At 62.4% G+C, this 26,788-nt stretch carries 25 protein-coding genes and 1 pseudogene; 14 read left to right on the top strand and 12 right to left on the bottom strand.

Annotated elements, in window-relative coordinates; genetic code table 11:
• Nucleotides 1-32 precede the first annotated feature (32 nt).
• The gene (gene soxA, locus FLO80_RS04090) at nt 33-887 is read left to right on the top strand and encodes a sulfur oxidation c-type cytochrome SoxA (RefSeq protein WP_111363634.1); all 855 of its coding nucleotides are present in this window, start codon (nt 33-35) and stop codon (nt 885-887) included.
• 119 nt (nt 888-1,006) lie between these two features.
• Nucleotides 1,007-2,704 carry a thiosulfohydrolase SoxB gene (gene soxB, locus FLO80_RS04085; protein ID WP_111363636.1) on the top strand — a complete coding sequence of 566 codons (1,698 nt, stop codon included), beginning with the start codon at nt 1,007-1,009 and terminating at the stop codon, nt 2,702-2,704.
• Between the two features lie 55 nt (nt 2,705-2,759).
• On the opposite strand, the gene FLO80_RS04080 is transcribed toward soxB, so the two are convergent.
• Nucleotides 2,760-3,797, bottom strand: a complete 1,038-nt coding sequence (locus FLO80_RS04080) for an NAD(P)/FAD-dependent oxidoreductase (RefSeq protein ID WP_111363638.1) — start codon at nt 3,795-3,797, stop codon at nt 2,760-2,762.
• A gap of 161 nt (nt 3,798-3,958) precedes the next feature.
• Here FLO80_RS04080 and soxC point away from each other — a divergent pair, with 161 nt between their 5' ends.
• The 8 genes from soxC (at nt 3,959) to FLO80_RS04040 (ending at nt 13,285) form a co-directional block, all read left to right on the top strand.
• Nucleotides 3,959-5,227: a sulfite dehydrogenase gene (gene soxC / locus FLO80_RS04075; protein ID WP_111363640.1), complete on the top strand. Its 1,269-nt coding sequence runs from the start codon at nt 3,959-3,961 to the stop codon at nt 5,225-5,227.
• Complete coding sequence (locus FLO80_RS04070; protein WP_111363642.1) at nt 5,211-6,308, top strand: c-type cytochrome; 1,098 nt, start codon at nt 5,211-5,213, stop codon at nt 6,306-6,308. The genes soxC and FLO80_RS04070 overlap by 17 nt, the downstream gene beginning before the upstream one ends.
• Nucleotides 6,309-6,403: 95 nt before the next feature.
• Nucleotides 6,404-7,024: a thioredoxin family protein gene (locus FLO80_RS04065; protein ID WP_111363644.1), complete on the top strand. Its 621-nt coding sequence runs from the start codon at nt 6,404-6,406 to the stop codon at nt 7,022-7,024.
• Nucleotides 7,014-7,733 (top strand): c-type cytochrome, encoded by a 720-nt coding sequence (locus FLO80_RS04060; protein ID WP_439328702.1) that lies wholly within the window; start codon nt 7,014-7,016, stop codon nt 7,731-7,733. The genes FLO80_RS04065 and FLO80_RS04060 overlap by 11 nt, the downstream gene beginning before the upstream one ends.
• Nucleotides 7,734-7,788: 55 nt before the next feature.
• Nucleotides 7,789-9,054, top strand: a complete 1,266-nt coding sequence (locus tag FLO80_RS04055; protein ID WP_111363646.1) for an NAD(P)/FAD-dependent oxidoreductase — start codon at nt 7,789-7,791, stop codon at nt 9,052-9,054.
• 398 nt (nt 9,055-9,452) lie between these two features.
• Nucleotides 9,453-10,082: an ATP-dependent Clp protease proteolytic subunit gene (locus tag FLO80_RS04050; RefSeq protein ID WP_111363648.1), complete on the top strand. Its 630-nt coding sequence runs from the start codon at nt 9,453-9,455 to the stop codon at nt 10,080-10,082.
• 153 nt (nt 10,083-10,235) lie between these two features.
• Nucleotides 10,236-11,507 (top strand): ATP-dependent Clp protease ATP-binding subunit ClpX, encoded by a 1,272-nt coding sequence (gene clpX / locus FLO80_RS04045; RefSeq protein ID WP_111363650.1) that lies wholly within the window; start codon nt 10,236-10,238, stop codon nt 11,505-11,507.
• 161 nt (nt 11,508-11,668) lie between these two features.
• The gene (locus tag FLO80_RS04040; protein WP_111363652.1) at nt 11,669-13,285 is read left to right on the top strand and encodes a Vgb family protein; all 1,617 of its coding nucleotides are present in this window, start codon (nt 11,669-11,671) and stop codon (nt 13,283-13,285) included.
• Nucleotides 13,286-13,378: 93 nt separating this feature from the next.
• On the opposite strand, the gene FLO80_RS04035 is transcribed toward FLO80_RS04040, so the two are convergent.
• Nucleotides 13,379-15,169: an FkbM family methyltransferase gene (locus FLO80_RS04035; RefSeq protein ID WP_111363654.1), complete on the bottom strand. Its 1,791-nt coding sequence runs from the start codon at nt 15,167-15,169 to the stop codon at nt 13,379-13,381.
• Nucleotides 15,170-15,336: 167 nt separating this feature from the next.
• On the opposite strand from FLO80_RS04035, the gene FLO80_RS04030 reads away from it, so the two are divergent.
• Genes FLO80_RS04030 through FLO80_RS04020 form a run of 3 tightly spaced genes read left to right on the top strand, consistent with a single transcriptional unit; the run spans nt 15,337 to nt 16,560 of the window.
• On the top strand, nt 15,337-15,720 hold the full coding sequence (locus FLO80_RS04030; RefSeq protein ID WP_111363656.1) for an NADH:ubiquinone oxidoreductase subunit NDUFA12: 384 nt from the start codon (nt 15,337-15,339) through the stop codon (nt 15,718-15,720).
• Nucleotides 15,721-15,745: 25 nt separating this feature from the next.
• Nucleotides 15,746-16,204, top strand: coding sequence for an outer membrane lipid asymmetry maintenance protein MlaD (gene mlaD / locus FLO80_RS04025; protein WP_111363658.1), 459 nt, complete (start codon nt 15,746-15,748; stop codon nt 16,202-16,204).
• On the top strand, nt 16,201-16,560 hold the full coding sequence (locus FLO80_RS04020) for a DUF2155 domain-containing protein (protein ID WP_342781705.1): 360 nt from the start codon (nt 16,201-16,203) through the stop codon (nt 16,558-16,560). The genes mlaD and FLO80_RS04020 overlap by 4 nt, the downstream gene beginning before the upstream one ends.
• Here the strand turns inward: FLO80_RS04020 and aat are convergent.
• The 4 genes and pseudogenes from aat to FLO80_RS24400 all read right to left on the bottom strand — a co-directional run.
• Nucleotides 16,524-17,159, bottom strand: a complete 636-nt coding sequence (gene aat / locus FLO80_RS04015; protein ID WP_111364097.1) for a leucyl/phenylalanyl-tRNA--protein transferase — start codon at nt 17,157-17,159, stop codon at nt 16,524-16,526. The genes FLO80_RS04020 and aat overlap by 37 nt on opposite strands.
• A 26-nt stretch (nt 17,160-17,185) precedes the next feature.
• Nucleotides 17,186-18,538, bottom strand: a complete 1,353-nt coding sequence (accC, locus tag FLO80_RS04010; RefSeq protein ID WP_111363660.1) for an acetyl-CoA carboxylase biotin carboxylase subunit — start codon at nt 18,536-18,538, stop codon at nt 17,186-17,188.
• A gap of 10 nt (nt 18,539-18,548) precedes the next feature.
• Nucleotides 18,549-19,046: an acetyl-CoA carboxylase biotin carboxyl carrier protein gene (gene accB, locus FLO80_RS04005; protein ID WP_111363662.1), complete on the bottom strand. Its 498-nt coding sequence runs from the start codon at nt 19,044-19,046 to the stop codon at nt 18,549-18,551.
• Nucleotides 19,047-19,201: 155 nt separating this feature from the next.
• Nucleotides 19,202-19,279: pseudogene (locus FLO80_RS24400) on the bottom strand (helix-turn-helix transcriptional regulator); the annotation flags it as partial.
• A 205-nt stretch (nt 19,280-19,484) separates the two neighbouring features.
• On the opposite strand from FLO80_RS24400, the gene FLO80_RS03990 reads away from it, so the two are divergent.
• On the top strand, nt 19,485-21,011 hold the full coding sequence (locus tag FLO80_RS03990) for an AMP-binding protein (RefSeq protein WP_111363664.1): 1,527 nt from the start codon (nt 19,485-19,487) through the stop codon (nt 21,009-21,011).
• A gap of 102 nt (nt 21,012-21,113) precedes the next feature.
• Here the strand turns inward: FLO80_RS03990 and FLO80_RS03985 are convergent, their stop codons facing one another.
• From FLO80_RS03985 to FLO80_RS03960, 6 genes are all read right to left on the bottom strand, one after another.
• Entirely contained in the window at nt 21,114-21,449 is a 336-nt protein-coding gene (locus FLO80_RS03985; RefSeq protein WP_111363666.1) for a hypothetical protein, read from the bottom strand.
• 114 nt (nt 21,450-21,563) lie between these two features.
• A complete protein-coding gene (locus FLO80_RS03980; RefSeq protein WP_111363669.1) occupies nt 21,564-21,845 on the bottom strand; it encodes a YMGG-like glycine zipper-containing protein in 282 nt (93 codons plus the stop codon).
• Nucleotides 21,846-22,021: 176 nt separating this feature from the next.
• Nucleotides 22,022-23,965 (bottom strand): acetate--CoA ligase, encoded by a 1,944-nt coding sequence (gene acs, locus FLO80_RS03975; protein ID WP_111363671.1) that lies wholly within the window; start codon nt 23,963-23,965, stop codon nt 22,022-22,024.
• Between the two features lie 77 nt (nt 23,966-24,042).
• Entirely contained in the window at nt 24,043-24,798 is a 756-nt protein-coding gene (locus FLO80_RS03970; protein ID WP_111363674.1) for an ABC transporter ATP-binding protein, read from the bottom strand.
• A 16-nt stretch (nt 24,799-24,814) separates the two neighbouring features.
• Complete coding sequence (locus FLO80_RS03965; RefSeq protein ID WP_111363676.1) at nt 24,815-25,570, bottom strand: ABC transporter ATP-binding protein; 756 nt, start codon at nt 25,568-25,570, stop codon at nt 24,815-24,817.
• A gap of 12 nt (nt 25,571-25,582) precedes the next feature.
• Nucleotides 25,583-26,788 (bottom strand): branched-chain amino acid ABC transporter permease, encoded by a 1,206-nt coding sequence (locus FLO80_RS03960; RefSeq protein ID WP_111363678.1) that lies wholly within the window; start codon nt 26,786-26,788, stop codon nt 25,583-25,585.

Genomic DNA, 26,788 nt, shown 5'->3' with positions numbered 1-26,788 from the left:
AAGGGCAGGGCGTTTCAAAGGGAGGAAAGTGAATGAATTTCAAGATGTTGTCCGTTGTGTCGGCCGTGGCTTTGGCGATGCCGACATTGGGTGCCGCCGGTCCTGACGATGATACGCTGATCATCAACGAGGAAATCGAGGTGGTGACCAAGGCCGAACCCGCCGAGCATCTCGACGGGGCGCTCTACGAAGTGATTTCGGGCTGGCATTTCCGCAATGACGATACGCAGGCCATCGAAATGGACGATTTCGACAACCCCGGCATGTTGGGGGTCGAGAACGCCATGGCCACCTGGAACACCGCCGAAGGCAGCGCGGGCAAGTCCTGTGCCGATTGCCATGGCGATGCGGCCGAGAGCATGAAGGGCGTGAAGGCGACCTATCCGAAATACGACGAGAAGGCCGGCACGGTGATGACCGTTCAGATGAAGGTCAACGAGTGCCGCACCGAGCGGATGGGTGCCGAGGCGTGGAAATACGATGCCGGTCCGGCCATCGACATGGAGGCGATGATCGGCAGCCAATCGCGCGGCATGCAGATGAACGTGGCCATTGACGGCCCGGCGAAACCCTTCTGGGAGAAGGGCAAGGAAATCTATTACACCCGCTATGGCCAGTTGGAGCTGTCCTGCGCGTCCTGCCATGAGCAGAATTATGGCAACATGATTCGTGCGGATCACCTGAGCCAGGGCCAGACCAACGGGTTTCCCACCTACCGGTTGAAGAATGCAAAGCTGAACGGGGCGCATTCGCGCTTCAAGGGCTGCATTCGCGACACCCGCGCCGAGACGTTCAGCCCGGGCAGCGACGAGTTCATCGCGCTTGAGCTTTACGTGGCGAGCCGTGGCAACGGGCTTGGCGTCGAGACTCCGTCGGTTCGCAACTGATCCACGAAGAAGGCCCGTCATGGCAGTGTGCCGGGCGGGCCTTTTTTCTGTTGTAACAAATTCAATGCTGTGCATATGTTGCGCGCAACACTCAGGATAAATCCGGAAAGGCCCGCATCATGATCTCACGTCGCGATTTCCTCCAGGTCAGCATGGCCGCGTCGGCCATGATCGGCGCAAGCGGTTTCGGCAACTGGTCGAAACTGGCCGCGCAGCAGGCGCTGACGCAGGACGACCTGTTGCAATTCGACACGTTCGGCAATGTCAGCCTGATCCATATCACCGACATCCACGCGCAGATTAAGCCGATCTATTTCCGCGAACCGGAGATCAACCTGGGCGTCGGCAAGAACCGCGGCGCGGTTCCACATGTCACCGGTGCGGAGTTTCGCAGGCTTTACGGGATAGAGGATGGCAGCCCGAGCCATTATGCGCTGAGCTATGACGATTTTTCGGCGCTGGCGCAGACCTATGGCCGTGTCGGTGGGCTTGACCGGGTGGCGACGGTGATCAACGCGATCCGGGCCGACCGGCCCGACGCGATCCTGCTGGATGGCGGTGACACATGGCACGGCTCTTACACCTGCTATCACACGCAAGGGCAGGATATGGTCAACGTGATGAACGCGCTGAAACCCGACGCGATGACCTTTCACTGGGAATTCACGCTGGGCTCGGAGCGGGTGCGCGAGATCGTCGAGGAGCTGCCGTTTCCGGCGATGGGGCAGAACATCTTTGACGCGGAATGGGACGAGCCGGCCGAGGAGTTCCCCGATTACACCTTTTTCGAGCGGGGCGGGGCCAAGATCGCGGTGATCGGTCAGGCGTTTCCCTACATGCCGATTGCCAACCCTGGCTGGATGTTCCCCGAGTATTCCTTTGGTATCCGCGACGGGCGGATGCAGGAAATGGTCGACGAGGTGCGCGCGCAGGGTGCCGACCTCGTGGTGGTGCTGAGCCATAACGGCTTTGACGTCGACAAGAAGATGGCGGGGCGGGTCAAGGGGATCGACGTGATCCTGTCCGGTCACACCCATGACGCGCTGCCCGAGCCGGTGCTGGTGGGCGAAACGATCCTGATCGCGAGCGGCAGCAACGGCAAGTTCGTGAGCCGGGTCGATCTCGATGTGCGCGACGGGCGGATGATGGGATTCCGGCACAAGCTGATCCCGATCTTCTCGGACGTGATCGAGCCGGACAAGGAGGTGAGCGCGGTGATCGAGGCCGAGCGCGCGCCTTACAAGGCCGAGCTGGAAGAGGTGATCGGGACGACCGATGACCTGCTTTACCGGCGCGGGAATTTCAACGGGACGTGGGATGACCTGATCTGTGATGCGCTGATTTCCGAGCGCGAGGCCGATATCGCGATGAGCCCGGGCGTGCGTTGGGGGCCGAGCCTTCTGCCTGGCGATCCGATCACGCGCGAGGATATCTGGAACGTCTGTTCGATGACCTATGGCAAGGCCTATCGCTCGGAAATGACAGGGGAATTCATCCATGTGATCCTTGAGGACGTGGGCGACAACCTGTTCAATCCCGACCCCTATTACCAGCAGGGCGGCGACATGGTGCGGGTCGGTGGCCTTGGCTATCGGATCGACGTGACCAAGCCGCAGGGCGAGCGGATCACCGACATGACGCTGTTGAAGACCGGCGAGGCGATCGACCCGGCCAAGAGCTATGTCGTGGCCGGCTGGGCGAGCGTGAACGAGGGCACCGAGGGGCCGCAGATCTGGGACGTGATCGAGAACCACATCCGCAAGCAGGGCACGGTGAAGCTTGATCCCAACAACAGCGTCGAGGTGATTGGCGGCTGAGGCGACCTTGCAGGCGTGATTTGATGGGCAGGCCGGGACATTTCCTGGCCTGTTTTCATGTGCCGAGGATTTCGGTGGCCAATCGGCGCGAGACTTCGGCGGCGCGCAGGTAGCCGTCGGCGGCGTGGCCGAGCGAGAGGAAGAGGCCCGCAAGCCCTTCATGCGCGCCGTAAAGCAGCGCCTCATCCGGCAGGAAGGGGCGAAAGGCGTGGGTCGCTTCGAGAAAGGGCAGATCGGCCAGCGCGGGGGCGGCGCGGATTGCCCCGGCCAGAAGCGTCTGCACCGCGCCCGCATCGGGGAAATCGCGCATGTCGTCGGGCGTCTTGGTGACACCGAGGATGAGGCGACCGTCCGAGCGTGGGCAAAGGATGCCGTCGGGGCGTTTGATGAGCCGGGTGAAGAGCGGGGTGGGGCAGGAGAGCGCGAGGATCACGCCGCGCACCGGGATCGAGGCGGGCAGGTCGGCGGGCAGGCCCCTGATCCGGTCGAAGCCGTGCCCGGCCGCAAGGACCACGCGCTCGGATGGCATGTGACCGGCGGGGGTGTCGACGCCGGTAACGCGGCCGCGCACATGGGTGAGGGCCAGCGCGGGGCGGTGCTCGATCATCCGACCGCCGCGGATGGTGATGGCCCGGGCCAGCGCGGTGCAGAGCTTGCGCCCGTCGACCCAGGAGACCTGTTTGAGCAGGCAGGCGATGGTCACGTCAGGCGAGAGTGCGGGTTCGAGGGCGCGGGCGGCGGTGCCATCCATCATCTCGACATCCCAACCGGCGGCGCGGCGGGCCTCGTAATCGGCGCGGATCTCGGTCTCGTCCCCGGCAAAGCCGATGCGCAACTGTCCATCGGTGCGGAAATCGACCGAGAGGCCGGTTTCGGCTTCGAGATCGGCGATGAAGGTGGGGGTGGCGTGCAGGCTGGCCCATTCGAGATCGGTGACTGGCGAGGGGTCAAGGCCGGGCTGAAGATAGCCCGCAGCGGCATGGCTGGCCCCCTGGCCGATGGCACCGGCGTCGATGATGGTGGGAGGCAGCCCGCGCCGAGCCAATTGCCAGCCAAGCGAGAGCCCCGCGATCCCGGCGCCGATGATGATCATGCCCTGTCTCCCGAAGCGATTTTCGGGATGATAATCCGGTTGGGCCGGGGCAGGAAGACGTCGACAGACATCTTTTTATTCGCTAGTGTGAATGTGACGGTTTTCAAGCGCCCATAAATTCAATATGAAGAATTTGTTTTGCGAATGAGGAGGCAGAATCAATGACGGTCAGCGACAAGGGCACAAAGCCCTCGCGGCGCGCATTTCTGAAAGGGGCCGCCGCGGCGGGAGGCACCCTTGCGGGTGCGGGGGCTGCACATGCGGCGGGTGATCCGGTCATCACCGAGTTGCAACCCTGGATGCAGCAGCTTGGCGACGGGGTGGATGTTGCGCCCTATGGCAAGCCATCGGAATACGAGTCGCATGTAAAGCGGCGCACGGTGGAATGGCTGACGGCCGACCCGGTGAGTTCGATCAACTTCACGCCGCTGCACGAGCTGGACGGGATCATCACGCCCAACGGGCTGTGTTTCGAGCGTCACCATGCGGGCACGGCGCATATCGACCCGGCCAAGCATCGGTTGATGATCAACGGGCTGGTGGACACGCCGCTGGTCTTTACCATGGCCGATCTGTTGCGGTTTCCGCGCGAGAACCATGTCTATTTCCTTGAATGCGCGGCCAATAGCGGCATGGAGTGGCGCGGCGCGCAACTCAACGGGTGCCAGTTCACGCACGGGATGATCCATAACGTGATGTATACCGGCGTGAAGCTCAGACACCTGCTGGAAGAGGCGGGTGTGAAGACGAGCGGCAAGTGGGTCATGCCCGAGGGGGCGGATGCGGCGGCGATGACACGCTCGATCCCGATGGAAAAGGCGCTCGATGACTGTCTCGTGGCCTGGAAGATGAACGGTGAGGCATTGCGCCCCGAACAGGGCTATCCGCTGCGCCTTGTTGTGCCGGGCTGGGAAGGCAACATGTGGGTCAAGTGGCTGCGCCGGATCGAGGTCGGTGACGAGCCGTGGCACCACCGCGAGGAAACCAGCAAATACACCGATCTTCTGGCCGATGGCACGGCGCGGCGCTTTACGTGGGAGATGGACGCGAAATCGGTCATCACCAACCCCAGCCCGCAGGCGCCGATCCTGCATGGCAAGGGGCCGACGGTCCTGACCGGGCTGGCATGGTCGGGGCGGGGCACGATCCCGCGGGTGGATGTGACCATCGACGGTGGCAAGAACTGGCATGCGGCGCGGATGAGCGGGCCGAGCCTCGATAAGTCGATGCACCGGTTCTATTTCGAATTCGACTGGGATGGTGGCGAATTGCTTTTGCAAAGCCGGGCGCATGACAGCACCGGTTACGTGCAGCCGACCAAGAACGAGCTGCGCGACTATCGCGGGACCAATTCGATCTATCACAACAACGGTATCCAGACCTGGTATGTCAACAAGAACGGGGAGGCGGAAAATGTCGAAGTTTCTTAATGTCTTGACCGCCTCAGCCGTGGCGGTGTCGGTGCTTGCGACACCGGCCATGGCCGAGAATCTGGGCCTTGGACGCGCGGCGACGCCTGACGAGATCGCCGCGTGGGATATCGACATCCGCCCCGATGGGCAGGGCCTGCCCGAAGGGTCGGGATCGGTGATGGATGGCGAGGTTCTCTACACCGAGAAATGTTCGGTCTGTCATGGCGTGTTCGGCGAGGCGGTGGGCCGCTGGCCGGTTCTGGCGGGCGGCGACGGGTCGCTGAGCGATGATCGCCCGGTCAAGACCGTCGGTTCCTACTGGCCCTACCTGTCGACGGTCTGGGATTACGTGCACCGGGCGATGCCGTTCGGCGATGCGCAAAGCCTGAGCAATGACGAGGTTTACGCGATCACCGCTTACCTGATGTATCTCAATTACCTGGTGGAGGACGATTTCGTTCTCTCGAAGGAGAATTTCCTTGAGGTGCGCCTGCCCAACGAGGACAATTTCTTCATGGATGACCGCGCCGATGGCGAGCTTGTCGCCTTCGCCAAGCCCGAGATCTGCATGAGCGATTGCAAGGACAGCGTCGAGATCACGGCGCGGGCGGCGATCATCGACGTGACCCCCGAGGATGCGGATGCCCGCAAGGCGCGTGCCGCGCGGCTGGGGATGGATGTGTCGGAGTCAGAGGGCGCGGCGTCGGCCGGCGAGGATGACGCCACGCAGGAGGCCGCGGCCAGCGCGCCCGCCGAGAGCGGCGAACCGGCGCTCGACATGGCGCTGGTGGCCGAGGGTGAAAGGGTGTTCAAGAAATGCGCGGCCTGTCACCAGGTCGGCGAAGGCGCGAAGGACCGTGTCGGCCCCGTGCTCAACGGTGTGATCGGCGCGCCGTTCGGCCATGTTGACGGATTCAGGTATTCCAAGGGACTGCTTGAAATGGCCGATGAGGGCATGGTCTGGACCGAGGACAACATGGCGGAGTTTCTCAGGAAACCGCGCGATTACATCAAGCGGACCAAGATGTCCTTTGCGGGCCTGCGCAAGGACGAGGAAATCGCCGCGGTGATCGAATACCTCAAATCCTTTTCCGAATAGGGACGGGTGACGGGGCCGCCCGAGGGTGGCCCCGTTTTGCCGCAAGGTGGAGTTGTGGCATAGTTTGGTGAGTGCGCTATCTGGGAGGAGAGGCCATGCTCACACGACGCAATCTGTTTCTATCCGCCGCGGCCGGTGCTGCGGCAGGCCCCCTTTGGGCCGCCGGGACCAATGACCCGGCCGCAGCCCCTGTCGAACTGGGCGATGACGGGTTGCACAAGCAGCCGTGGTTCCTCGACAGCTTTCTCGAACTGGGCGACGATTTGCAGATGGCCGCCGAAAGCGGGCGCAACCTCATGGTGCTGTGGGAGCAGAACGGATGCCCCTATTGCCGCGAGTTGCATCACGTCAATTTCCAGCGTCCCGAGATCGTCGACTACATCGAAGCGCATTACGACGTTATCCAGCTTGACATGTTCGGCGCGCGCGAGGTGCTGGGTTTCGACGGGCAGGCGCTGGAAGAGCGGCGGTTGGCGGAAAAATGGTTCGTGAATTTCACGCCGACGACGATCCTGTTTCACCGTGACAATGCCGGGGCCGGATCGTTGCGCGCGGCCGAGACGTTCCGCCTTCCGGGCTATCTCAAGCCGTTCCATTACCTGAGTGCGCTGGAATATGTCGAGACGGGGGATTTCCGCAACCAGCCGTTCCAGCGGCATTTGCAGGACAAGTTCGAAAGGCTGAGAGAGCAGGGAATTGATCCGGATGTATGGTAGATTTCGGGCGGCGCTGGTGCTTTGGGCGGGGCTGGGCGTTGCGGCGCCGGTAATGGCCGAACAGCAGGGCGCGCTGATCGGGGACGCGGAGGCGGGCGAAGAGGTTTATGAGCTTTGCGTCGGCTGTCACGAGGTCGGGCGCGGGGCGGAGAACGGGATCGGGCCGCATCTCAACGGTATCTTCGGGCGCAAGGCGGGCTCGATCGAGGGGTTCAGATATTCCAAGGGGTTGGTCCGCGAGGGCACGCTGGGCATGGTCTGGACGCTTGAGTTGCTCGATGCCTACCTGGAGAATCCCAAGGCGCTGGTCAGTGACACGCGGATGAGTTTCGACGGGCTGGAGGACAAGACCGACCGCGACAACGTGCTGGCCTATCTGCGGCAGTTTTCGGACAATCCGCAGAACATCCCCGAGGCTGCCCCCACCGGCCGTGCCCGCGAGGTGGAGCTGTCGCCCGAGACGCTGGCCATTGTCGGTGACCCGGAATTCGGGGCATACTTGGCGAATGAATGCACGACCTGCCACCAGGTTGACGGCCGAAATGACGGAATCCCGGGGATTGTCGGCTGGCCGGAAGAGGACTTCGTGATCGCGATGCACGCCTACAAGAGACAGATTCGTCCGCACCCTGTCATGCAGATGATGGCGGGGCGGCTGTCGGATGAAGAGATCGCGGCATTGGCCGCATATTTTGGCGATCTGGAATGATCCGGGTGGCCTGACGCACCGGGCAAACGGGTGCAGACGAACGGGAGGAAAGACCATGACATTGAACAGACGCGCCTTTATCGGCACGGGGGCGGCCATGGCGGCGGCGCTTGCGGCCCCCAATGTGCGGGCCTCGAGCCATGGAATGCCGCGGGTCGTCGTGATCGGCGGCGGGGCGGGCGGCGCGACCGCTGCGCGCTATATCGCCAAGGACAGCAAGGGCGAGATCGACGTCACCCTGATCGAACCGACGCGGATGTATTACACCTGCTTTTTCTCGAACCTCTATATCGGCGGCTTTCGCGAGCTGAGTTCGATCGGGCACAGCTATGGCACGCTGGCGCAATCGGGGGTCAACGTGGTGCATGACTGGGCCACCGGCGTGGATCGCGAGGCGAAGACGGTGACGTTGGCGGGTGGGGCGGTGCTGCCCTATGACCGGCTGATCCTGTCGCCCGGGATCGATTTCGTTGACGGCTCGGTGCCGGGATGGGATGTGAGCGCGCAGAACAAGATGCCGCATGCCTACAAGGCCGGGTCGCAGACCGAGCTTCTCAAGGCGCAGATCGAGGCGATGCCCGAGGGCGGACGTTTCGCGATGGTCGCGCCGCCGAACCCCTATCGCTGTCCGCCCGGACCCTATGAGCGGATCAGCATGGTGGCGCATCTGCTCACGGAGATGAACCCGACCGCCAAGATCCTGCTGGTCGACCCGAAGCCGAAATTCTCGAAACAGGCGCTGTTCGAGGAAGGCTGGCAAAAGCACTATTCCGGCATGATCGAACGGATCGGCCCGGATTTCGGCGGTGACAAGGTCGAGGTGGACCCCGACGCGATGACGGTAAACATCGACGGCGTGGTTGAAAAGGTCGATGTGTGCAACGTCATCCCGGCGCAAAAGGCGGGGCGCATCTGCGAGATGGCGGGCATCACCGAGGGCAACTGGGCCCCGGTCATCGGCCACACGATGCAAAGCCGCGTCGACGAGAATATCCATGTGCTGGGTGACGCCAGCAACCAGGGCGACATGCCGAAATCGGGCTTCTCGGCCAACAGCCAGGCCAAGGTCGCGGCGATGGCGGTGCGTGGGGCGCTTCTGGGATCGAACGTGTTCCCGGCGAAATTCTCGAACACCTGCTGGAGCCTTATCGACGAGGATGACGGGGTGAAGGTCGGAGCGTCCTACGAGGCGACCGACGAGAAGATCGTCAGCGTGTCGAGCTTTATCAGCCAGACCGGCGAGGATGCGGATCTGCGCAAGCAGACCTACGAGGAATCGATCGGCTGGTATGCCGGGATCACGGCGGACATGTTCGGCTGAGCATTTGGTTTAAGATGCGTAACCGCACCGCTCAGACGGGTTAAGACGATTTTTCGTCGAAAAATCGGGGGGTGATCTCCGGCTGTTTTCCGGCTGTCGGGCGTGCACCGCCCGCGAAGCGGCGAAACCCTTGGTTCAATGGTTAAGGCCGCGCGCGGTGCGGGCGGTGGCTTGTGAGTATTTTTGCCAAGAAAGAACGGCGGTGCCGGCTCCGCGCGGTTGGCCTGTTCGCGGTTCCCAGGAAAGATGCAGGGCGGGGCGCGGTGTGGATCGCGCCCCGTTGCCTGTTGGGACAGGGTGTTTTTTTCCGCTGCCCTTGCAGCCCCTGAGCCGCATGACTAAGACTCCGTTAGGGAGTTTTCCGTAATCATCGAAACGACGAAAGCAGGCAGGATCAGATGAAAGACCCGTATGAGATTTACATGAATACCCTCGTGCCGATGGTGGTCGAGCAGACCAGCCGGGGCGAGCGGGCCTATGACATCTTTTCGCGCCTGCTCAAGGAGCGGATCATTTTCCTGAGCGGGCCGGTGCATGATGGCATGTCGAGCCTGATCGTGGCGCAGTTGCTGCATCTCGAGGCGGAAAACCCCTCGAAAGAGATTTCGATGTATATCAACAGTCCCGGTGGTGTCGTGACGAGCGGCCTGTCGATTTATGACACGATGCAATACATCAAGCCCAAGGTTTCGACGCTGGTGATCGGGCAGGCGGCCTCGATGGGGTCGCTGTTGCTGACGGCCGGTGAGGCGGGGATGCGGTTTTCGCTGCCCAACAGCCGGATCATGGTGCACCAGCCCTCGGGCGGATACCAAGGGCAGGCCACCGATATCATGATCCATGCCGAAGAGACGATGAAACTCAAGAAGCGTCTCAACGAGATCTATGTCAAGCATACCGGTCGCAAGCTCAAGGAGGTGGAGTCCGCGCTTGAACGCGACAAGTTCATGAGCCCCGACGAGGCCAAGGAATGGGGCCTGATCGACGAGATCGTGGAAAGCCGGGTGAAGGCGGGCGACGAGGCGTGAGCCCGCGCCCGCGGGTCGCGCGCCATCACAAGCCGCGGAGACGGTCGAATTTGACATTGTGACCGGTTTGTCTCTGCCCTAGACTTGGTGTAACGCAGACCCTTGGGCCGGACGCCGGCCAAAATGAATCGAGACGGCCCCGAAAGGACGATCATGGCGAACAATTCTGGCAGCGGAGACAGCAAGAACACGCTTTATTGCAGCTTTTGCGGCAAGAGCCAGCACGAGGTTCGCAAGCTGATTGCCGGACCGACGGTGTTCATCTGTGATGAATGCGTCGAACTCTGCATGGACATCATCCGCGAAGAAACCAAGAGTGCGGGTCTGAAATCCAGCGAAGGTGTGCCGACGCCGCGGGATATTTGCGAGATCCTCGACGATTACGTGATCGGTCAGGCCATGGCCAAGCGGGTGCTGTCGGTCGCGGTTCACAACCATTACAAGCGGCTCAACCATGCGGCCAAGTCCAGTGAAGTGGAACTGTCGAAGTCGAACATCCTGCTGATCGGGCCGACGGGCTGTGGCAAGACGCTCCTTGCGCAGACGCTGGCGCGGATTCTCGATGTGCCGTTCACCATGGCGGATGCGACCACGCTGACCGAGGCCGGTTACGTGGGCGAGGATGTGGAGAACATCATCCTCAAGCTGTTGCAATCGAGCGAATACAATGTCGAGCGCGCGCAACGCGGCATCGTCTATATCGACGAGGTCGACAAGATCACGCGCAAATCGGAAAACCCGTCGATCACCCGCGACGTGAGCGGCGAAGGCGTGCAACAGGCGCTTTTGAAGCTGATGGAAGGGACCGTGGCCAGCGTGCCGCCGCAGGGCGGGCGCAAGCATCCGCAACAGGAATTCCTGCAGGTGGACACGACCAATATCCTGTTCATTTGCGGCGGGGCCTTTGCCGGGCTCGACAAGATCATCGCGCAGCGCGGCAAGGGCAGCGCGATGGGGTTTGGCGCGGATGTGCGCGACAATGACGATCGCAATATCGGCGAGGTGTTCAAGGATCTCGAACCCGAGGATCTTTTGCGGTTCGGCTTGATCCCGGAATTCGTGGGCCGCCTGCCGGTGATCGCGACGTTGGAAGATCTTGACGAGGATGCGCTTGTCACCATCCTGACCCAACCCAAGAACGCGCTGGTCAAGCAATATCAGCGGCTTTTCGAACTTGAGGATGCGCAGCTGACCTTTACCGACGACGCGCTCAAGATGATTGCCAAGCGGGCGATTGCGCGCAAGACCGGCGCACGGGGGCTTCGCTCGATCCTGGAGGAAGTCCTGCTCGACACGATGTTCGAACTTCCCGGCATGGAGAATGTCGAGGAAGTGGTCGTCAACGAAGAGGCTGTTGCGCATGCCGAGGCCAAGCCCCTGATCATCTATGCGGATCAGAAAAAGGAAGGCACGGCGGCCAGTTGAGCTGCCGCGTCCGGGTGACACCGCCCTGACCTTGCGCCAATCCGACCCTGACCCCTGGATCGCGTGACGCGGCGTTTTGATGCGTTCGCATTCCGTTGGGTGCTAGCCTTTGCCGATCGGGGAGCGATCCCCGGCGGCATTGACTGTTCAGGGAGGAAAGAATGGCAATCAAGGGAAAAGTGATCGGCGCTGTTGCGGCTGTCGTGTTCGTGCTTGGGCACGGGATCAGCGCGCAGGCCGAGGGTTACAAGGTTGAAACGCTTGTGCCCGGATCGGATTTTCACGGCGTGCACGGGCTGGGCATCGGCCCGGACGGCGCGCTTTTCGCGGGCAGCGTGGTTGGGCAGTCGCTCTATCGGGTGGATCGCGGGAGTGGCGATGTCAGCGTCGAGATTGATGCCCCGACGGGCATGGCTGATGATATCGCCTTTGCCGATGATGGCACGATGGCCTGGACCGGGTTCCTGACCGGTGAGGTCTTTGCCCGCGCGCCGGGTGGCGAGGTGGTAAGGCTGGCCGAGGGGTTGCCGGGGATCAACTCGCTTGATTTCCGCGCCGATGGCAGGCTTTACGCGACGCAAGTGTTCCTTGGTGACGCGCTTTACGAGATCGACCGTGCGGGTGAGGCCGCGCCGCGCAAGATCATCGAAGGGATGGGCGGTTTGAACGGGTTCGAGTTCGGCCCCGATGACAAGCTTTATGGCCCGCTCTGGTTCAAGGGGCAGGTCGTTCGCGTCGACGTGGATTCGGGCGAAATCGAGGTTCTGGCCGAGGGGTTCAAGGTGCCCGCCGCGGTCAATCTCGACAGCCAGGGCAATATCTGGGTGGTCGATACGGCGCGGGGCGAGTTGGTGCGGCTGGACCCGCAGGGGGGTGATCGCACGGTGGTGGCGCAGCTTTCCACATCTCTCGACAATCTGGCAATCGACGGTGAAGACCGGGTTTTCGTGTCGAACATGGCCGATAACGGCGTGCAGGAGATCGACCCTGCGACAGGTGATGCCCGCCAGATCGTGAAGGGCCGATTGGCGATGCCCGGCGGTCTGGCGATGGTGGGCGATACGCTCCATGTCGCCGATCTCTTTGCCTATCGCAGCGTGGATACCGCAACGGGCGAGATCACGGACCGGGCGCGGATGCATGCGGATCATATCGAATATCCGATCTCGGCGCGGGCCAATGACCGGCATGTGATCCTGTCAAGCTGGTTTACCGGAACGGTTCAGGTGATCGACGCGCAAAGCGGCGAGAGCGTCAGGATGCTGCATGGATTCGCGGCACCTTATGATGCGGTTGAGCAGGATGACGGCACGCTTCTGGTGCTGGAACTGGCAACCGGTCAGTTGACCCGGGTGAGCGGTCCCGAGGGCGAGACCCGCGCGCCGGTGGTGCAGGGGCTGGTCCTGCCGGTCGGCATGGTGGCGGACGGCGAGGGCGGTGTCTATGTGACCGAGGCCGGAACCGGGGCGGTGTCGCGTGTCGATCTTGAGAGTGGCGAGAAAACCGTTATCGCCGAAGGGCTTGCCGGGCCGGAGGGTATCGAGATGGGCGGCGATGGTTGGTTGATCGTTGCGGAAGTCGGCAAGCGGCAAGTGATCGCCATCGAGCCCTCAAGTGGCGCGACCGAGGTGCTGGCCGGGGATTTGCCGCTCGGGCTGCCCGCTGCGGCGGGCACGCCGCCGCCGGGATCGCCAACCGGCATCGCGGTCGGGCAAGACGGGGCAATCTATGTCGCGTCGGATCTGGACAACGCGATCCTCAAACTGACGCCTCAGTGAAGGGATGTGTCCGGGGGCTGCGTTTTCAGCCCCCGGATTCGTGGCCGCGTTGGTCAGAACGCCGCATTGCTCCGGCCTTGGGTCTGAAAGGTCTTATCCGGTCGCGAGAGATAGCTCGCTGGGCGTGTAATCGCCGCCAAGGCTCGCGCGGATTTCTCCTTCGTCCAGCGGTTCCCAGCCGGATGGGCCGCCGGTGACGAAACCGTTGTCGACAAGGGCGCGGTGGAGGAGCGGCAAATCCGGTTCCCCCACGGAAAGGCGCGCACGCTGCGTGGCGACTGGTTGCCAGACGCGGCACAGCACATCGAGCAAGATGGGGTCACTCCCGGTAAAGCTTTTGATATGGGTGAGGATGTGTCGGGTCGCGCCGGAGCGGCGGCGCGGGATCACCGCGACCTGTTGATCGGACCGGCCGCAAAAGGCGAAGAGATGCAGGGCCGAGCCTTCGCTGGCAATGATCTTCCGGGCGGCTTTGTAGCGCGCGATCTGGGTGGGGATGTCATGGCGTTCGGGATGGAAGATTTCGTATCCTTGGGCCGCCAGTGCCTGTTCGATCCGGTCCTCGCCGAGAAGGGCGCCGCGTTTGGGGCCAAGGCGACTACGGGAGATATAGAGCCTGTCCCCGCCCTCGGGTGCGATATTCGCGCCAAAGCGGTTATGCGTAAAGCGCCGGAACGGTTCGGTGCCGGCGCTGATATCGCCGAGGCCAAAGCCCTGACCCGGCACGATGAGACGCTCGACCCGCGTCGGTTCCGACAGGACTTTTATGGGCAGGTCGATGCCCATTTCCCGAAAGAACCCGCTTTGGAAATTGACCAGTTCGGTCTCGACCAAGGGTCGGCGTGGAATGAATAGAATGCCCTCGGGGCGGCCGATTTCCGGCGCGTCCAGTGCCCAGAGCCGCCCGACGCTTTCGACGATGAAATGTGCGAAATAGCGCCACATGACGCCGCCCCAGAGCCAGGTGCCCGGTAGTTCGGGGATCGGTGCCGTGGGGCGGTCGAATGGAAGGTTCATGCGGCGGGCGTTGCGCCAGAGCGCGGCTTCGGCCACGTCGAGGCCGTTTGCGTCCTGCACCCCCGACGGGGTGCTTAGCCCGCTGTCTTCTGCCGGGTGAATCACGGCCTTGTCGACGCTGCGCAGGCTTTCGGACCAGCCGCCGGACGGGCGGGGCGGGCCGGAGGCAAGCCGCGCCTGTTCGGGCGAGCGGGTGCAGGTCCAGACAAAGCGGGTCGAGAGATCGGGGTTCTTGGCAAAGCCCGCCTGGCGCAGGGCGTTCTTGCAGGCCTTGGCGCCCTGCACGCCGTAAACATCGGGGTGAAACTCGATCACCACCGCGCGAATCCCGTGCAGGTCGGCATGTTCGAGGAAGTCGAGTTCCCCGCCTTCGATATCCATGATCAACACATCGGGGTGAAACGCATCGCGCAGGTCGTCGAAACCCGCTGTCGGCACCTCGACCGGGCGGGTCTTGCGCGTGGTCTTGGCGATCAAGGACGAGCCGAGAAACGAGTTCTGGATATGGAAGGTGACGGTCTCGGGGCGGTTGGGCGCGCTTATCACCACCTCGTTGCGCAGTTCGATCACATTATCGAGCTTGTTCTCGGCATAGAGTGCCCGGGCATGGGGGATGAGGTCGGGGTTGGCCTCGAAGGACAGGATGGCGGCGGGTTTGGCGTTGAGCGCCGTCACGGCCCCGACAATGCCCAGCCCCGCGCCCATTTCGAGCACCCGGTCGCCGGATTGCACGACGGCGAGTGCGCCGGCGATTTCATCGCCTTCATAGCGGGCTTCGTCGATCCGGCGGATGCGGGTATCGGTCAGAAACGGAGAATGCGGAACCCGAACACCCTTGCAGGTCGCGGCGATGGAAGCGGTTGTCATATCTGCCCAGCCATTTTTCTTGTTTGCACGAGGTTAGCCGGGATTGGCCATTCGGGCCAGATACCGCACGGGATGCTTTGCAGATGGGGGGCGATTGCGACATGCGTGCCACTGGACCTTGGTTGCGCTTTTCGTCATACAGAGGGCGAGACAAACAGGAGTCGTCCATGGGCATTCTCAATACCCTTCTTCGTGCGGTGACCTGGTGGCACGGGTCGACGCTCAACACGCAGTTCTATACCTGGCGCAAGGGCGTCAAAGTGGGTGAGGACGCGCAGGGTAACGTGTTTTACCGCTCGCGTGATGGCAAGCGGCGCTGGGTGATCTTTAACGGAGAGGCCGAGGCCAGCCGGGTCAGCGCGGATTGGCACGGTTGGTTGCATCATACCTTCGAGAAGGCCCCGAGCGAAGAGCCGCTGCCGCACAAGGCGTGGGAAAAGCCGCATCAGGAAAACCTGACCGGTACGATGCTGGCCTATGCGCCCGACGGCTCGATCCGCAAGACGATGCCGAAACCACGCCGCGATTACGAGGCGTGGCAGCCCGAGTAGCAACCCAGGATTGTAGGTCAGTCACATGGCGGAGAACACCACCGAAGTTTTGGTCGGCGGCGCGGTTTTGGCCGTGGCGATCGGGTTCGTGGTCTATGCGGGGCAGGCGACGGGCTTTTCGCGCGGCGGCGACGGATATCCGCTGACCGCGTCGTTTCGATCGGTCGAAGGGGTAACGGTGGGGACCGATGTGCGGCTGGCCGGGGTCAAGATCGGGACCGTGACCGGGGTCACGCTCAACCCGCAGACCTATCGTGCCGATACGACGTTCAGCGTCTCCAATGGCGTCGAGATACCGGATGACAGCGCGGTCGTGATCTCGTCCGAGGGGTTGTTGGGCGGGACTTTCGTTGAGATCTCTCCGGGCGGGTCGCCGTTCTATTATGAACCGGGCGATGAAGTGCTCGACACGCAAGGGGCGGTTTCGCTGATTTCGCTGCTGTTGAAGTTCGTGAGCGGCGGCGAGGGCGGAGACGACCAATGATGCGGTTGGTCGCGATTCTGATGCTTCTTGGCCTGCCGCTGTCCGGGATGGCCGAGGAGGTCAGCCCGGGCAAAGGTGCTGTGATCCGGACCCTCGACAAGATCAACGGCATGGTCGAGGATATCGAGCTTGCCAATCGCGAGGCGGTTGAGATCGGGCGGATCAAGGTGACGCTGGGCGAATGCCGATTTCCGGTCGGGAACCCGGCCGGTGATGCCTATGCCTTTCTGACCGTCACGGAGGAGGGGCGCGACAGCCCGGTTTTCATCGGCTGGATGATCGCGTCTTCGCCCGCGCTCAGTGCGATGGACCACCCGCGTTACGACGTGTGGGTGTTGCGCTGTATCACCGAATAAGGGTCTGTTTCCAAAGGGGTTTCCATGAAACGCCCCGGGTGTTGGAGCGCCTGTTCCAGCTGCCGTCGATAGGCGGCGCGCGATATCTCGACGGCGCCGAGCCGGGCCAGATGCGGGGTGATGAACTGCGTGTCGAAGAGCTGGAAACCGGCGCGGTTGAGGTGATCGACCAGATGCGCGAGCGCGATTTTGGAGCCGTCCCGGCGGGGCGAAACCATGCTTTCACCGAAAAAGGCGGCCCCTATCGTGACGCCGAAGACCGCGCCGAGCAGGCCGTCATCGTCGCGAATTTCCAGTGAATGCGCCCGGCCCATCGCGTTGAGCTGCATGTAGAGATCAAAGAGCGTCTGGTTGATCCAGGTTTCCGGGCGGTCGGCACAGGCCTGCACGACACCGGGGAAATCGGTGTCGATGGCGGCGCGGTAATCGGCGCGCCGCATGCGCCGGGCGAGGGAACGGGACAGGTGAAACCCGTCAAGCGGCAGGATGCCCCGGCGGCGTGGGTCGACCCAGAAAAGCTCGGGATCGTCCTGTTGCTCGGCCATGGGAAAGACGCCGACGGAATAGCCTCGCAGCAGCAGTTCGGGGGTGATGGTCATGTCCGGTTGGGGGGACATGGGGTTGGTCAGCCCTCGCCCAGATTGCTTTCGAGCCAGCGTTCCAGCCAGTGAATGTTGTAATCGCCGGTCAGGATGTCGGGTTCCTGCAGCAAGGCGTTGAACAGCGGCACGGTGGTGTCGACGCCATCCACGATCAACTCGCCCAGGGCACGGTCGAGCCGCGCGAGTGCTTCGCGCCGGTCGCGGCCATGCACGATCAGCTTGCCGATGAGCGAATCGTAATAGGGCGGGATGGAATAACCGTCATAAAGCGCCGAATCCATCCGAACACCCAAGCCCCCCGGCGCGTGATACTGGGTGATCCGACCGGGGCAGGGGGCGAAATTGGGCAGTTTCTCGGCGTTGATGCGCACCTCGATCGCGTGGCCGTTGATCTGCAACTCGTCCTGGGTGAAGGACATCGGCAGCCCTTCGGCGACGCGGATCTGTTCGCGCACGAGGTCGACGCCGAAAATGGCTTCGGTCACCGGATGCTCGACCTGCAGGCGGGTGTTCATCTCGATGAAATAGAATTCGCCATTCTCGTAGAGGAATTCGATCGTGCCGGCGCCGATATAGTTGATCGCCGCCACGGCATCGGCGCAGGCCTTGCCGATGCGGTCGCGCTCTTCCTGGCTGATGGAAGGGCCGGGGGCCTCTTCAAAGACCTTCTGGTGGCGGCGCTGGAGCGAACAGTCACGTTCGCCCAGATGCACGGCGTTGCCCTTGCCGTCGCCAAAGACCTGGATCTCGATATGACGGGGCTTCTGGAGGTATTTCTCGATATAGACCTCGTCATTGCCGAAATTCGACTTGCCCTCGGCGCGGGCGGTCATGAAGGCGCGTTCCATCTCGGCGGGCGAGTTGGCCACCTTCATCCCCTTGCCGCCGCCGCCGGCGGTGGCCTTGATGATCACCGGATAGCCGATTTCCTCGCCAAGCCGCTTGGCGGTTTCGAGATCGGGCACGCCGCCATCCGAACCGGGCACGCAGGGCACGCCGAGGTTTCGCATGGTTTCCTTGGCAGTGATCTTGTCACCCATCACGCGGATATGCTCGGCGGTGGGGCCGATGAAGATGAGGTCGTGATCCTCGACCACCTGAACGAAATTGGCGTTCTCGGAGAGAAAACCATAACCGGGGTGAATCGCCTGCGCGCCGGTGACTTCGCAGGCGGCTATGATCGCGGGAATCGAGAGATAGCTTTGCGGAGACGGCGCGGGGCCGATGCAGACGGTTTCGTCGGCCATGCGCACATGCATCGCATCGGCATCGGCGGTGGAATGGACCGCGACGGATTTGATGCCCATCTCGCGGGCGGCACGGATCACCCGGAGCGCGATTTCACCACGGTTGGCGACAAGGATTTTCTCGATCATGGTCGGGGCCTTATTCGATGATCATCAGGATCGAGCCGTATTCGACCGCGTCGCCGTCATCGACGAGGATGCGCTTGACGGTGCCGGATTTCGGGGCCGGGATATGGTTCATCGTCTTCATGGCTTCGACGATCAGGAGCGTATCGCCCTCGGCGACCTGTGCCCCGATGGAAACGAAGGGGGGTGAACCGGGTTCGGCCTGAAGGTAGATCGTACCGACCATCGGCGACGTGACCGCACCGGGGTGGCTGGCGAGGTCTTCGGTGGCGGGGGCAGGCTCGGCGGGCGCGGGCGCCGGGGCCTGCGGTGCGGCGGCGCTGCTGGGGGCCGGGGGCGGCGCGGTGTAGGCCACGGTTTCAGTGCGGCGGCTGACGCGCACGTTCAGGCTGTCGTTTTCGCCATAGTCGCGCTTGACGCTGAGTTCGGTCAGGTCGTTTTCGTTCAGCAACTCCGCCAGCGCCTGAATGAACGCCACGTCGGCTTCGGTAGATTGGGGTTTTCTCGTCATCAATGTCCTCGAACGGTTCGGGCGCAGGTTCCGCGCCTTGATGCATCTGTTGCCTTATAGGGCAAGGCCGGGAAGGTGAAAAGCGTGATCCGAGTTTTGTCCTGCCGTCACCAGTCTGGGACATTCGGCATGGCGATGTCAGGGGAAATCCGCGATCACAGCGGCATGCCCGAGAGTTTGGCGATCAGTTCGGCCAGTTTGCGGGCATGGAATTTCTGCAGCAGGCGGGCGCGGCAAACATCAGGCTGCAGCGTCGGATCACGCGGTTTTCCAGAACGGCAAGCCCGATGGGGGCATGATCGAAGGCAATCGCGGGATCGGTCATGGCGTCGTATTGACGCTTTTTCAGGGCCTTGCCAAGGGCACGTGGTTTTACGCGATTGCAGGTGGTGGGGTGCGGTGGTTTGATATGTGCAGGATGGAGAGGGGAGTGCAGGAATGAATATCGCGATCTATCTGGACCGGATTGCGCAGGTGCGCGGAGAGGCGCCTGCGCTTTTCCTCGGGCGTGAGGTGGTGGCGGATTACGCCGGGTTTCGTGACCGGGCGGCGCGGGTTGCGGCGTGGCTTTCTGTGCAAGGTATCGGGCCGGGGGGCCGGGTGGCGATTTTCATGAAGAACCTGCCGGATTACCTGATCGTGCAATACGGCATCTGGATGGCGGGCGCGGTGGCGGTGCCGATCAATGCCAAGCTGCATGGGCGCGAGGCGGCGTGGATCATCGACAATGCCGGTGCGGGCATGGTCTTTGCCTCGCCGGGTCTGTCGGAGGCATTGGCGGAGGCCGGTGTGACGGCGCGGATCGTTGACGTGACGGGGCGGGGTTATGCCGAGGTTGCGGAATGTGCGCCGGTGGCGCGCGCGGCGGAGCGCGGGGCGGATGATCTTGCCTGGCTGTTTTACACCTCGGGGACGACGGGGCGGCCCAAGGGGGTGATGATCACCCACCGGATGCTGCGCGAGATGGCGCTGTGCTATTTCGTTGATGTGGATCAGGTCCACCCGGAGGATGCCGCGCTTTACGCTGCACCGCTGAGCCATGGGGCGGGGATTTACAACATCATGCACGTGATGGTGGGCGCGCGCCATGTCTGCCCACCGTCGGGCGGGTTCGACGAGGCCGAGATTTTCGACCTCGCCCGCCACCATGGACGGGTGCACATGTTCGCCGCGCCCACTATGGTCAAACGAATGACACAGGCGGCGAAGGCTGCGGGCGAGGCGGGTGAGGGGCTGCGCACGATCGTCTATGGCGGCGGGCCGATGTATGTGGCGGATATCGTCGAGGCCGTCGACCATTTCGGGCCGATCTTCGTGCAGATATACGGGCAGGGGGAATGCCCGATGGCGATCTCGGCCCTGTCGCGCGACGAGGTGAGCGACCGGACGCATCCGCGTTGGCGCGCGCGGCTGGCCTCGGTCGGTCGGGCGCAATCGGTGGTGGAGGTGCGGATCGGTGATGCCGATGGGCAGGTGCTGCCACATGGGGAAGCGGGCGAGATCATGGTGCGGGGCGATACGGTGATGCCGGGTTATTGGCAGAACGACGCGGCGACGGCCAGGACGCTGGTGAATGGCTGGCTGATGACGGGGGATGTGGGCGTGATGGATGCGGATGGCTATATCACGATGCATGACCGCTCGAAGGACATGATCATTTCGGGCGGCACGAACATCTATCCGCGCGAGGTGGAAGAGGTGTTGCTGACCCATCCCGATGTGCAGGAGGCGGGTGTCGTGGGTCGCCCGCACCCCGAGTGGGGCGAGGATGTGGTGGCCTTTGTGGTGATGCGCGACGGCGTGGCACTCGATCAGGGGGCGCTGGATGCGCATTGCCTTGACAATATCGCGCGATTCAAGCGGCCGAAGGATTATTTCGTGGTGCCGGAACTCCCCAAGAACAATTACGGCAAGGTCCTCAAGATCGAGTTGCGAGAGCGCCTGAAGGAGGTGCTAGATATTTGACTTGAACGGAAAAACGGTCCTCGTGACCGGATCGGTAGAGGGCGTTGGGGTGGCAATCGCGGGGTCATTGTGCGGGGGATGGGCGGCGCAATACTGCGGCGATCAGGTGCCGGGTTGCGCGTCCTTCCTGGCCTGAACGTCGGCGAGTTCCTTTTGCAGGCGCAACTCGTGCAGCAGAACCGCGGTCATGGGTGGCACGGGGAAATCGGCCTTGCCTGCCCGGGAGGAGGGACGAGGACCGGGGTTCATCGCGGGTTTGGTGGCAGCCCCGGGTTGGAGAACGGCCTGCGTCGTCTCGACCGGTGCACCGGGGTGAGTGGTGGTGGAAGGCTGCATGGCGGCGGCTTTTGCCGTGCCCGGGCGCGCGCCGACGGTCGGGTGTTGAATGGAGGGCGCGCGGGCGCCGTTGCCGTTTCCAAGCAGATCAATCGGAGACATTTTGCGGCTCCTCTCAAAGGGAGCCCCCACCGAGGTTGAAGGTGGCCGAAAAAAGTTACCACGCGGTTAAGACAACCGCGTGGTATGTTTCAAATCCGAAGAAATATTGACGGATCAGGTCGGGCAAGGCCCTGTGCGATAGGTGCCGTCGCCGTTGGAATAGGCGCATTCGCCGGTGGCCTGATTGCGGGCCACCATGACACCGGCGGCGGAACCGGCCAGCGTGGACAGGATGGTCCAGTTGTTATTCGCGCCAAGCGCCTTGGCGGTGATGAGCCCGATCGCGCCACCGACCGTGGCGCCACCGATATCGCGGCGGTCCGATTCGCTCATCTGCATGCAGGCCGAAAGCGTCATGCTGCTGACGAGGGCGAGCGTGAGAATGGTCTTGTTCATGGAAACCTCCGATTGTCTGGCGGCATTGTAGCGCCGCCGTTGCCGCCACCTTATGCCATGTGTCGGCAAAGGACAGGGTCGCCCGTGGTGCGCGGTTGCAGTCGGCGGAAGATTGCCGGTCAGGGTGGCCCCTGCCCGCGCGGGGCAGGGGAACCTATTTGGGCCTGCGCAATCGCCTACTTGTTCATCCGGTTGTCGATCAGATCCTCGACCACGGAGGGATCGGCAAGCGTCGATGTATCGCCAAGCGCGCCGTAGTCGTTCTCGGCGATCTTGCGCAGGATGCGGCGCATGATCTTGCCCGAGCGGGTTTTCGGCAGTCCCGGCGCCCATTGGATGTGATCGGGCGAAGCGATGGGGCCGATCTCCTTGCGCACCCAGTCGCGCAACTCCTTGCGCAGCTCGTCGGTATATTCCTCACCGTCCATCAGGGTGACGTAGCAATAGATGCCTTGCCCCTTGATATCGTGGGGAAAACCGACAACCGCGGCCTCGGACACGGCGGGGTGGGCGACGAGGGCGGATTCGACCTCGGCGGTGCCCATGCGGTGGCCCGAGACATTGATCACGTCATCAACGCGGCCGGTGATCCAGTAATAGCCATCGGCATCGCGGCGGCAGCCATCACCTGAGAAGTAATAGCCCTTGTAGTCCGAGAAATAGGTTTTCACGAAGCGGTCGTGATCGCCATAGACGCTGCGCATCTGGCCGGGCCAGCTGTCTTTCATGCACAGCACGCCCTCTGCCTCGGTGGTGGTGACTTCCTCGCCGGTGGCCGGGTCGAGGATCACCGGCTGGACACCGAAGAAGGGCAGCGTGGCCGAGCCCGGTTTGGTCGGGATCGCGCCGGGAATCGGCGTGAGAAGGTGCCCGCCGGTTTCGGTCTGCCACCATGTATCGACGATGGGGCGGGTGCCCTTGCCGACAGTCTCGTTATACCAGTTCCACGCTTCGGGGTTGATCGGTTCACCCACGGTGCCCAGCACCTTGAGCGAGGAAAGGTCATGCTTCTCGACCGGTTCCTTGCCATGCGCCATGAGCGCACGAATGGCGGTGGGGGCGGTATAGAACTGGTTGACCTTGTGCTTTTCGCAGACCGCCCAGAACCGGCCCACATCCGGCCATGTCGGCACGCCTTCGAACATGAGCGTGGTGGCGCCGTTGGCGAGCGGGCCATAGATGATGTAGCTGTGACCCGTGACCCAGCCCACATCGGCGGTGCACCAGAAGATATCGCCTTCGTGATAGTCGAACACGATCTCATGGGTCATCGCCGCCCAGAGCAGGTAGCCGCCCGAACTGTGCAGCACACCCTTGGGCGCGCCGGTGGAGCCGGAGGTGTAGAGGATGAAGAGCGGATCTTCGGCATTCATCGGTTCGGCCGGGCAGTCGGTCGAGGCATGGGCCATGAGGGTATGATAGGCATGATCGCGTCCTTCGACCATGTTCACATCGGCGCCGGTGCGTTCCACCACGAGTGTCTTGACGTCGCCACAGATGGCGAGCGCCTTGTCGACATTGGTCTTGAGGGGTGTACTGCGCCCGCCGCGCGGTGCTTCATCCGCTGTCACGATGAGCGATGCCTCGCAGCCGCCGACCCGGGCGGCCAGCGCCTCGGGGCTGAAGCCGGCGAAGACGATGGAGTGCACAGCCCCGATGCGGGCACAGGCGAGCATGGCATAGGCGGCTTCGGGAATCATCGGCATGTAAAGGACGATTCGGTCGCCTTTGCCGATGCCGAGTGATTTGTAGACATTGGCCAGCTTGTTCACCTGCTCGCTGAGTTCGAGATAGGTGATATGCCTGGAAACCGACGGGTCGTCACTTTCCCAGATGATCGCGGTCTGATCGGGGCGTGTGGCAAGATGGCGGTCCACGCAGTTGGCGGCGACGTTCAATTCGCCGTCTTCGAACCATTTGATCGAGACGTCGGGGTGGGAGAAGGTGGTATTCTTGATCTTCGTCGGCGCCTTGTCCCAGGTCAGGCGCTCGGCCTGCTGCGACCAGAAACCTTCGGGGTCGTTGATCGACGCCTCATACATGGATTGGTATGTCGCCGCGTCGATATGCGCATTCTTCACGAAGTCGGGGGCGGGCGGATAGGTCTTGATCTCGGTCATGACGGGCCTTGTTGTCTGGTCTTCGATATGGATTTCTGCCCGCCTTCGCAAATGGATCGAAAGGCGGGCGTTCAGGCTCAGATGGCCAGATACTCGGTCCGCAGGCTCTCATTTTCAAGCACTTCGCTTGCGGAGGCGTCGAAAACGATGGACCCGGTGTCGAGAATCACCGCGCGGTCGGCCAGTTCCAGCGCGCGCACGGCGTTCTGTTCGACGATCACCGTGGTGATGCCCTGCTCCTTGATGATACGCAAGGTTTTCTCGATTTCGTCCACGATGACCGGGGCGAGACCCTCATAGGGTTCGTCAAGCAAGAGCACCTTGATGTCGCGGGCCAGCGCCCGGGCCACGGCCAGCATTTGCTGTTCGCCCCCCGAAAGCGTCACGCCGTCCTGCTTGCGCCGTTCGGCCAGCCGCGGGAACAATTCGTAAAGACGGTCGAGTGACCAGCCGATCGGCGGTGCGATCTGTGCGAGTTGCAGGTTTTCCTCGACCGTGAGGCCCGAGATGATACGGCGGTCTTCGGGCACCAGGCCGATGCCGGCCTGTGCGGCCTGATAGCTTGACATGTTGTGCAATGGCTGGTGATCGAGCCAGATTTCGCCATGCGTTACCTGCGGGCTGCTCACCCGTGCGATCGAGCGGAGCGTCGTCGTCTTGCCTGCGCCGTTGCGGCCCAGAAGGGCAAGGATTTCGCCCTCGTGGACGTTGAAGGAAATGCCCTGCACGATATAGCTCTCGCCGTAGTAGGAGTGCATGTCCCAGACCGACAGGAAGGCCGGGGCGGTTTCGGCAAGGTTGCGGCCCTTGGAAAAGTCGGGTTTGACGTTCATGTCTTCGTCCCCTCGCTTAAGCGGCTTCGCCAAGATACGCTTCGCGCACCTTGGGATGGCCCTTGATGTTTTCGGGATCGTCTTCGACCAATGGTGTGCCCTGCGCCAGAACGGTGATCCGTTCGGCGAGCGAAAAGACCACATGCATGTCATGTTCGATGATCGCGATGGTGATGTCACGTTCGTCCTTGATCTGTTTCAGCAGGTCGATCGTGTTGTTGGTGTCGGCCCGCGCCATACCTGCGGTCGGTTCATCAAGCAGCAGGAGGCGGGGATTCTGACTGAGGCACATACCGATTTCCAGCCGTCTCTTGTCGCCGCGCGACATGGAGGCCGCGTGCATATGCTGCTTGTCGAGCATGTTCATCTCGTCGAGCACCTGTTTCGCGCGTTCGACGACGGCCTTTTCGTTGTGCATGTTTTCGATGGCATGCATTCGGAAGGAACCGTCGCGACTGGCGAAGATCGGGATCATCATGTTTTCCAGCACCGAGAGATCACCGAAGATTTCCGGGGTCTGGAACACGCGGGAGATGCCCATCTGGTTGATCTCGTAGGGGGTGCGCCCCAGCACGGACTGACCATCGAACAGGACGGAACCGGTATCGGGGATCAACTTGCCGACGAGGCAGTTCAGAAGCGTGGATTTTCCCGCCCCGTTGGGCCCGATGATCGCGTGGCAGCTGTTTTCCCGGATCGACAGGTTCACATCGCCCAGAGCCTGTAGCCCGCCGAAGCGCTTGTTGACGTTCTTGACTTCGAGAATGCCCATTGGAACGTCTCCTTATTCGGCTGGTTTGGATTGAGCAGATTCGTCGGATGTCTTTTCCGACTTGCGGCGGCGGAAGAGTTTGGCGACCCGCTGACCAGCTTCGACAAGGCCGCCGGGCAGGAACACCACGACGAGCATGAAGAGGATGCCCAGTGTCAGATGCCAGCCCTTGCCGACAAACGGATGGACGATCGCGACCAGGGCGTTTTCGAACCCGTCGGGCATGAAGGCGAACCAGCTATGCAGGATGTTGTCGTTGATTTTCGAGAAGATGTTCTCGAAATACTTGATGAAGCCCGCGCCCAGAATCGGACCGATCAACGTGCCGGCACCGCCCAGAATGGTCATCAGGACCACCTCTCCGCTTGCCGTCCATTGCATTCGTTCAGCCCCGGCAAGCGGGTCCATCGAGGCCATGAGACCACCGGCCAGACCGGCATACATGCCCGAAATCACGAAAGCGGCAAGCGTGTAGGGCCGGGGATTGAGGCCGGTATAGCTCATCCTTGTCTGGTTTGACTTGATCGCGCGCAGCATCATGCCGAAGGGCGACCGGAAGATCCGGATCGCGATGTAAAAGCTGAGCAGCATGATGATGGCGCAGAGGTAATACCCGGCATTGAACTGGAATGACCAGGGTCCGAAGATCATCTCGTAGGTCGAGCGCATTTCCAGCCCGAACAGGCTGGTCACGGGGATCGAGCCTTCGGCGGTGGTCACCTGACCGAGGATGCGCGGGTCGTTCAACGTGAGCTGAAGCCCGGTTTCGCCGTTGGTGATGGGGGTCAGCACGGAGTAGGCAAGGTTGAAGCTCATCTGTGCGAAGGCGAGGGTCAGGATCGAGAAATAGATCCCCGAGCGACGCAGCGACACGAAGCCGATCAGCACCGCGAAGAGGCCCGAAATGAGCATCGCGAGCAGGATGGCCGGGATCACGTTCATCGACAGCAGCTTGAACATCCAGACGGCCGAGTAAGACCCGACCCCGAGAAAGGCCGCATGACCAAAGGAGAGATAGCCGGTCAGACCGAACAGGATGTTGAACCCGATGGCAAAGATCCCGAAGATGACGAAGCGCTGCATCAGATCGGGATAGCCCGCGTTGAACTGCGCCATGGCGCTTTGCGTCGGGAAGGGGTTGAGGATGAAGGGCGCAAGCAGCGTGATCGCGGCCACGATGATGAGCAGCAGGGTGTCTTTGTTGTTTAATCCGAGCAT

Origin of the sequence: Aquicoccus porphyridii (assembly GCF_008369105.1) — a bacterium.
In the GTDB taxonomy this organism is placed as follows: domain Bacteria; phylum Pseudomonadota; class Alphaproteobacteria; order Rhodobacterales; family Rhodobacteraceae; genus Aquicoccus; species Aquicoccus porphyridii.
This window is presented reverse-complemented; position numbering and strand designations above follow the sequence as displayed.

What these genes read in the sequence shown, in the direction of transcription:
- soxC (WP_111363640.1), top strand. Translation starts at nt 3,959, where the DNA reads ATGACGGTCAGCGACAAGGGCACAAAGCCCTCGCGGCGCGCATTTCTG.
- soxB (WP_111363636.1), top strand. Translation starts at nt 1,007, where the DNA reads ATGATCTCACGTCGCGATTTCCTCCAGGTCAGCATGGCCGCGTCGGCC.
- FLO80_RS03990 (WP_111363664.1), top strand. Translation starts at nt 19,485, where the DNA reads ATGAATATCGCGATCTATCTGGACCGGATTGCGCAGGTGCGCGGAGAG.
- FLO80_RS04020 (WP_342781705.1), top strand. Translation starts at nt 16,201, where the DNA reads ATGATGCGGTTGGTCGCGATTCTGATGCTTCTTGGCCTGCCGCTGTCC.
- FLO80_RS04040 (WP_111363652.1), top strand. Translation starts at nt 11,669, where the DNA reads ATGGCAATCAAGGGAAAAGTGATCGGCGCTGTTGCGGCTGTCGTGTTC.
- FLO80_RS04050 (WP_111363648.1), top strand. Translation starts at nt 9,453, where the DNA reads ATGAAAGACCCGTATGAGATTTACATGAATACCCTCGTGCCGATGGTG.
- aat (WP_111364097.1), bottom strand. Translation starts at nt 17,159, where the DNA reads ATGACCATCACCCCCGAACTGCTGCTGCGAGGCTATTCCGTCGGCGTC.
- acs (WP_111363671.1), bottom strand. Translation starts at nt 23,965, where the DNA reads ATGACCGAGATCAAGACCTATCCGCCCGCCCCCGACTTCGTGAAGAAT.
- FLO80_RS03960 (WP_111363678.1), bottom strand. Translation starts at nt 26,788, where the DNA reads ATGCTCGGATTAAACAACAAAGACACCCTGCTGCTCATCATCGTGGCC.
- FLO80_RS04070 (WP_111363642.1), top strand. Translation starts at nt 5,211, where the DNA reads ATGTCGAAGTTTCTTAATGTCTTGACCGCCTCAGCCGTGGCGGTGTCG.
- FLO80_RS04055 (WP_111363646.1), top strand. Translation starts at nt 7,789, where the DNA reads ATGACATTGAACAGACGCGCCTTTATCGGCACGGGGGCGGCCATGGCG.
- FLO80_RS04060 (WP_439328702.1), top strand. Translation starts at nt 7,014, where the DNA reads ATGTATGGTAGATTTCGGGCGGCGCTGGTGCTTTGGGCGGGGCTGGGC.
- FLO80_RS04035 (WP_111363654.1), bottom strand. Translation starts at nt 15,169, where the DNA reads ATGACAACCGCTTCCATCGCCGCGACCTGCAAGGGTGTTCGGGTTCCG.
- FLO80_RS03965 (WP_111363676.1), bottom strand. Translation starts at nt 25,570, where the DNA reads ATGGGCATTCTCGAAGTCAAGAACGTCAACAAGCGCTTCGGCGGGCTA.
- FLO80_RS04030 (WP_111363656.1), top strand. Translation starts at nt 15,337, where the DNA reads ATGGGCATTCTCAATACCCTTCTTCGTGCGGTGACCTGGTGGCACGGG.
- accB (WP_111363662.1), bottom strand. Translation starts at nt 19,046, where the DNA reads ATGACGAGAAAACCCCAATCTACCGAAGCCGACGTGGCGTTCATTCAG.
- accC (WP_111363660.1), bottom strand. Translation starts at nt 18,538, where the DNA reads ATGATCGAGAAAATCCTTGTCGCCAACCGTGGTGAAATCGCGCTCCGG.
- FLO80_RS04080 (WP_111363638.1), bottom strand. Translation starts at nt 3,797, where the DNA reads ATGATCATCATCGGCGCCGGGATCGCGGGGCTCTCGCTTGGCTGGCAA.
- FLO80_RS03985 (WP_111363666.1), bottom strand. Translation starts at nt 21,449, where the DNA reads ATGTCTCCGATTGATCTGCTTGGAAACGGCAACGGCGCCCGCGCGCCC.
- soxA (WP_111363634.1), top strand. Translation starts at nt 33, where the DNA reads ATGAATTTCAAGATGTTGTCCGTTGTGTCGGCCGTGGCTTTGGCGATG.
- FLO80_RS03980 (WP_111363669.1), bottom strand. Translation starts at nt 21,845, where the DNA reads ATGAACAAGACCATTCTCACGCTCGCCCTCGTCAGCAGCATGACGCTT.
- clpX (WP_111363650.1), top strand. Translation starts at nt 10,236, where the DNA reads ATGGCGAACAATTCTGGCAGCGGAGACAGCAAGAACACGCTTTATTGC.
- FLO80_RS04065 (WP_111363644.1), top strand. Translation starts at nt 6,404, where the DNA reads ATGCTCACACGACGCAATCTGTTTCTATCCGCCGCGGCCGGTGCTGCG.
- mlaD (WP_111363658.1), top strand. Translation starts at nt 15,746, where the DNA reads ATGGCGGAGAACACCACCGAAGTTTTGGTCGGCGGCGCGGTTTTGGCC.
- FLO80_RS03970 (WP_111363674.1), bottom strand. Translation starts at nt 24,798, where the DNA reads ATGAACGTCAAACCCGACTTTTCCAAGGGCCGCAACCTTGCCGAAACC.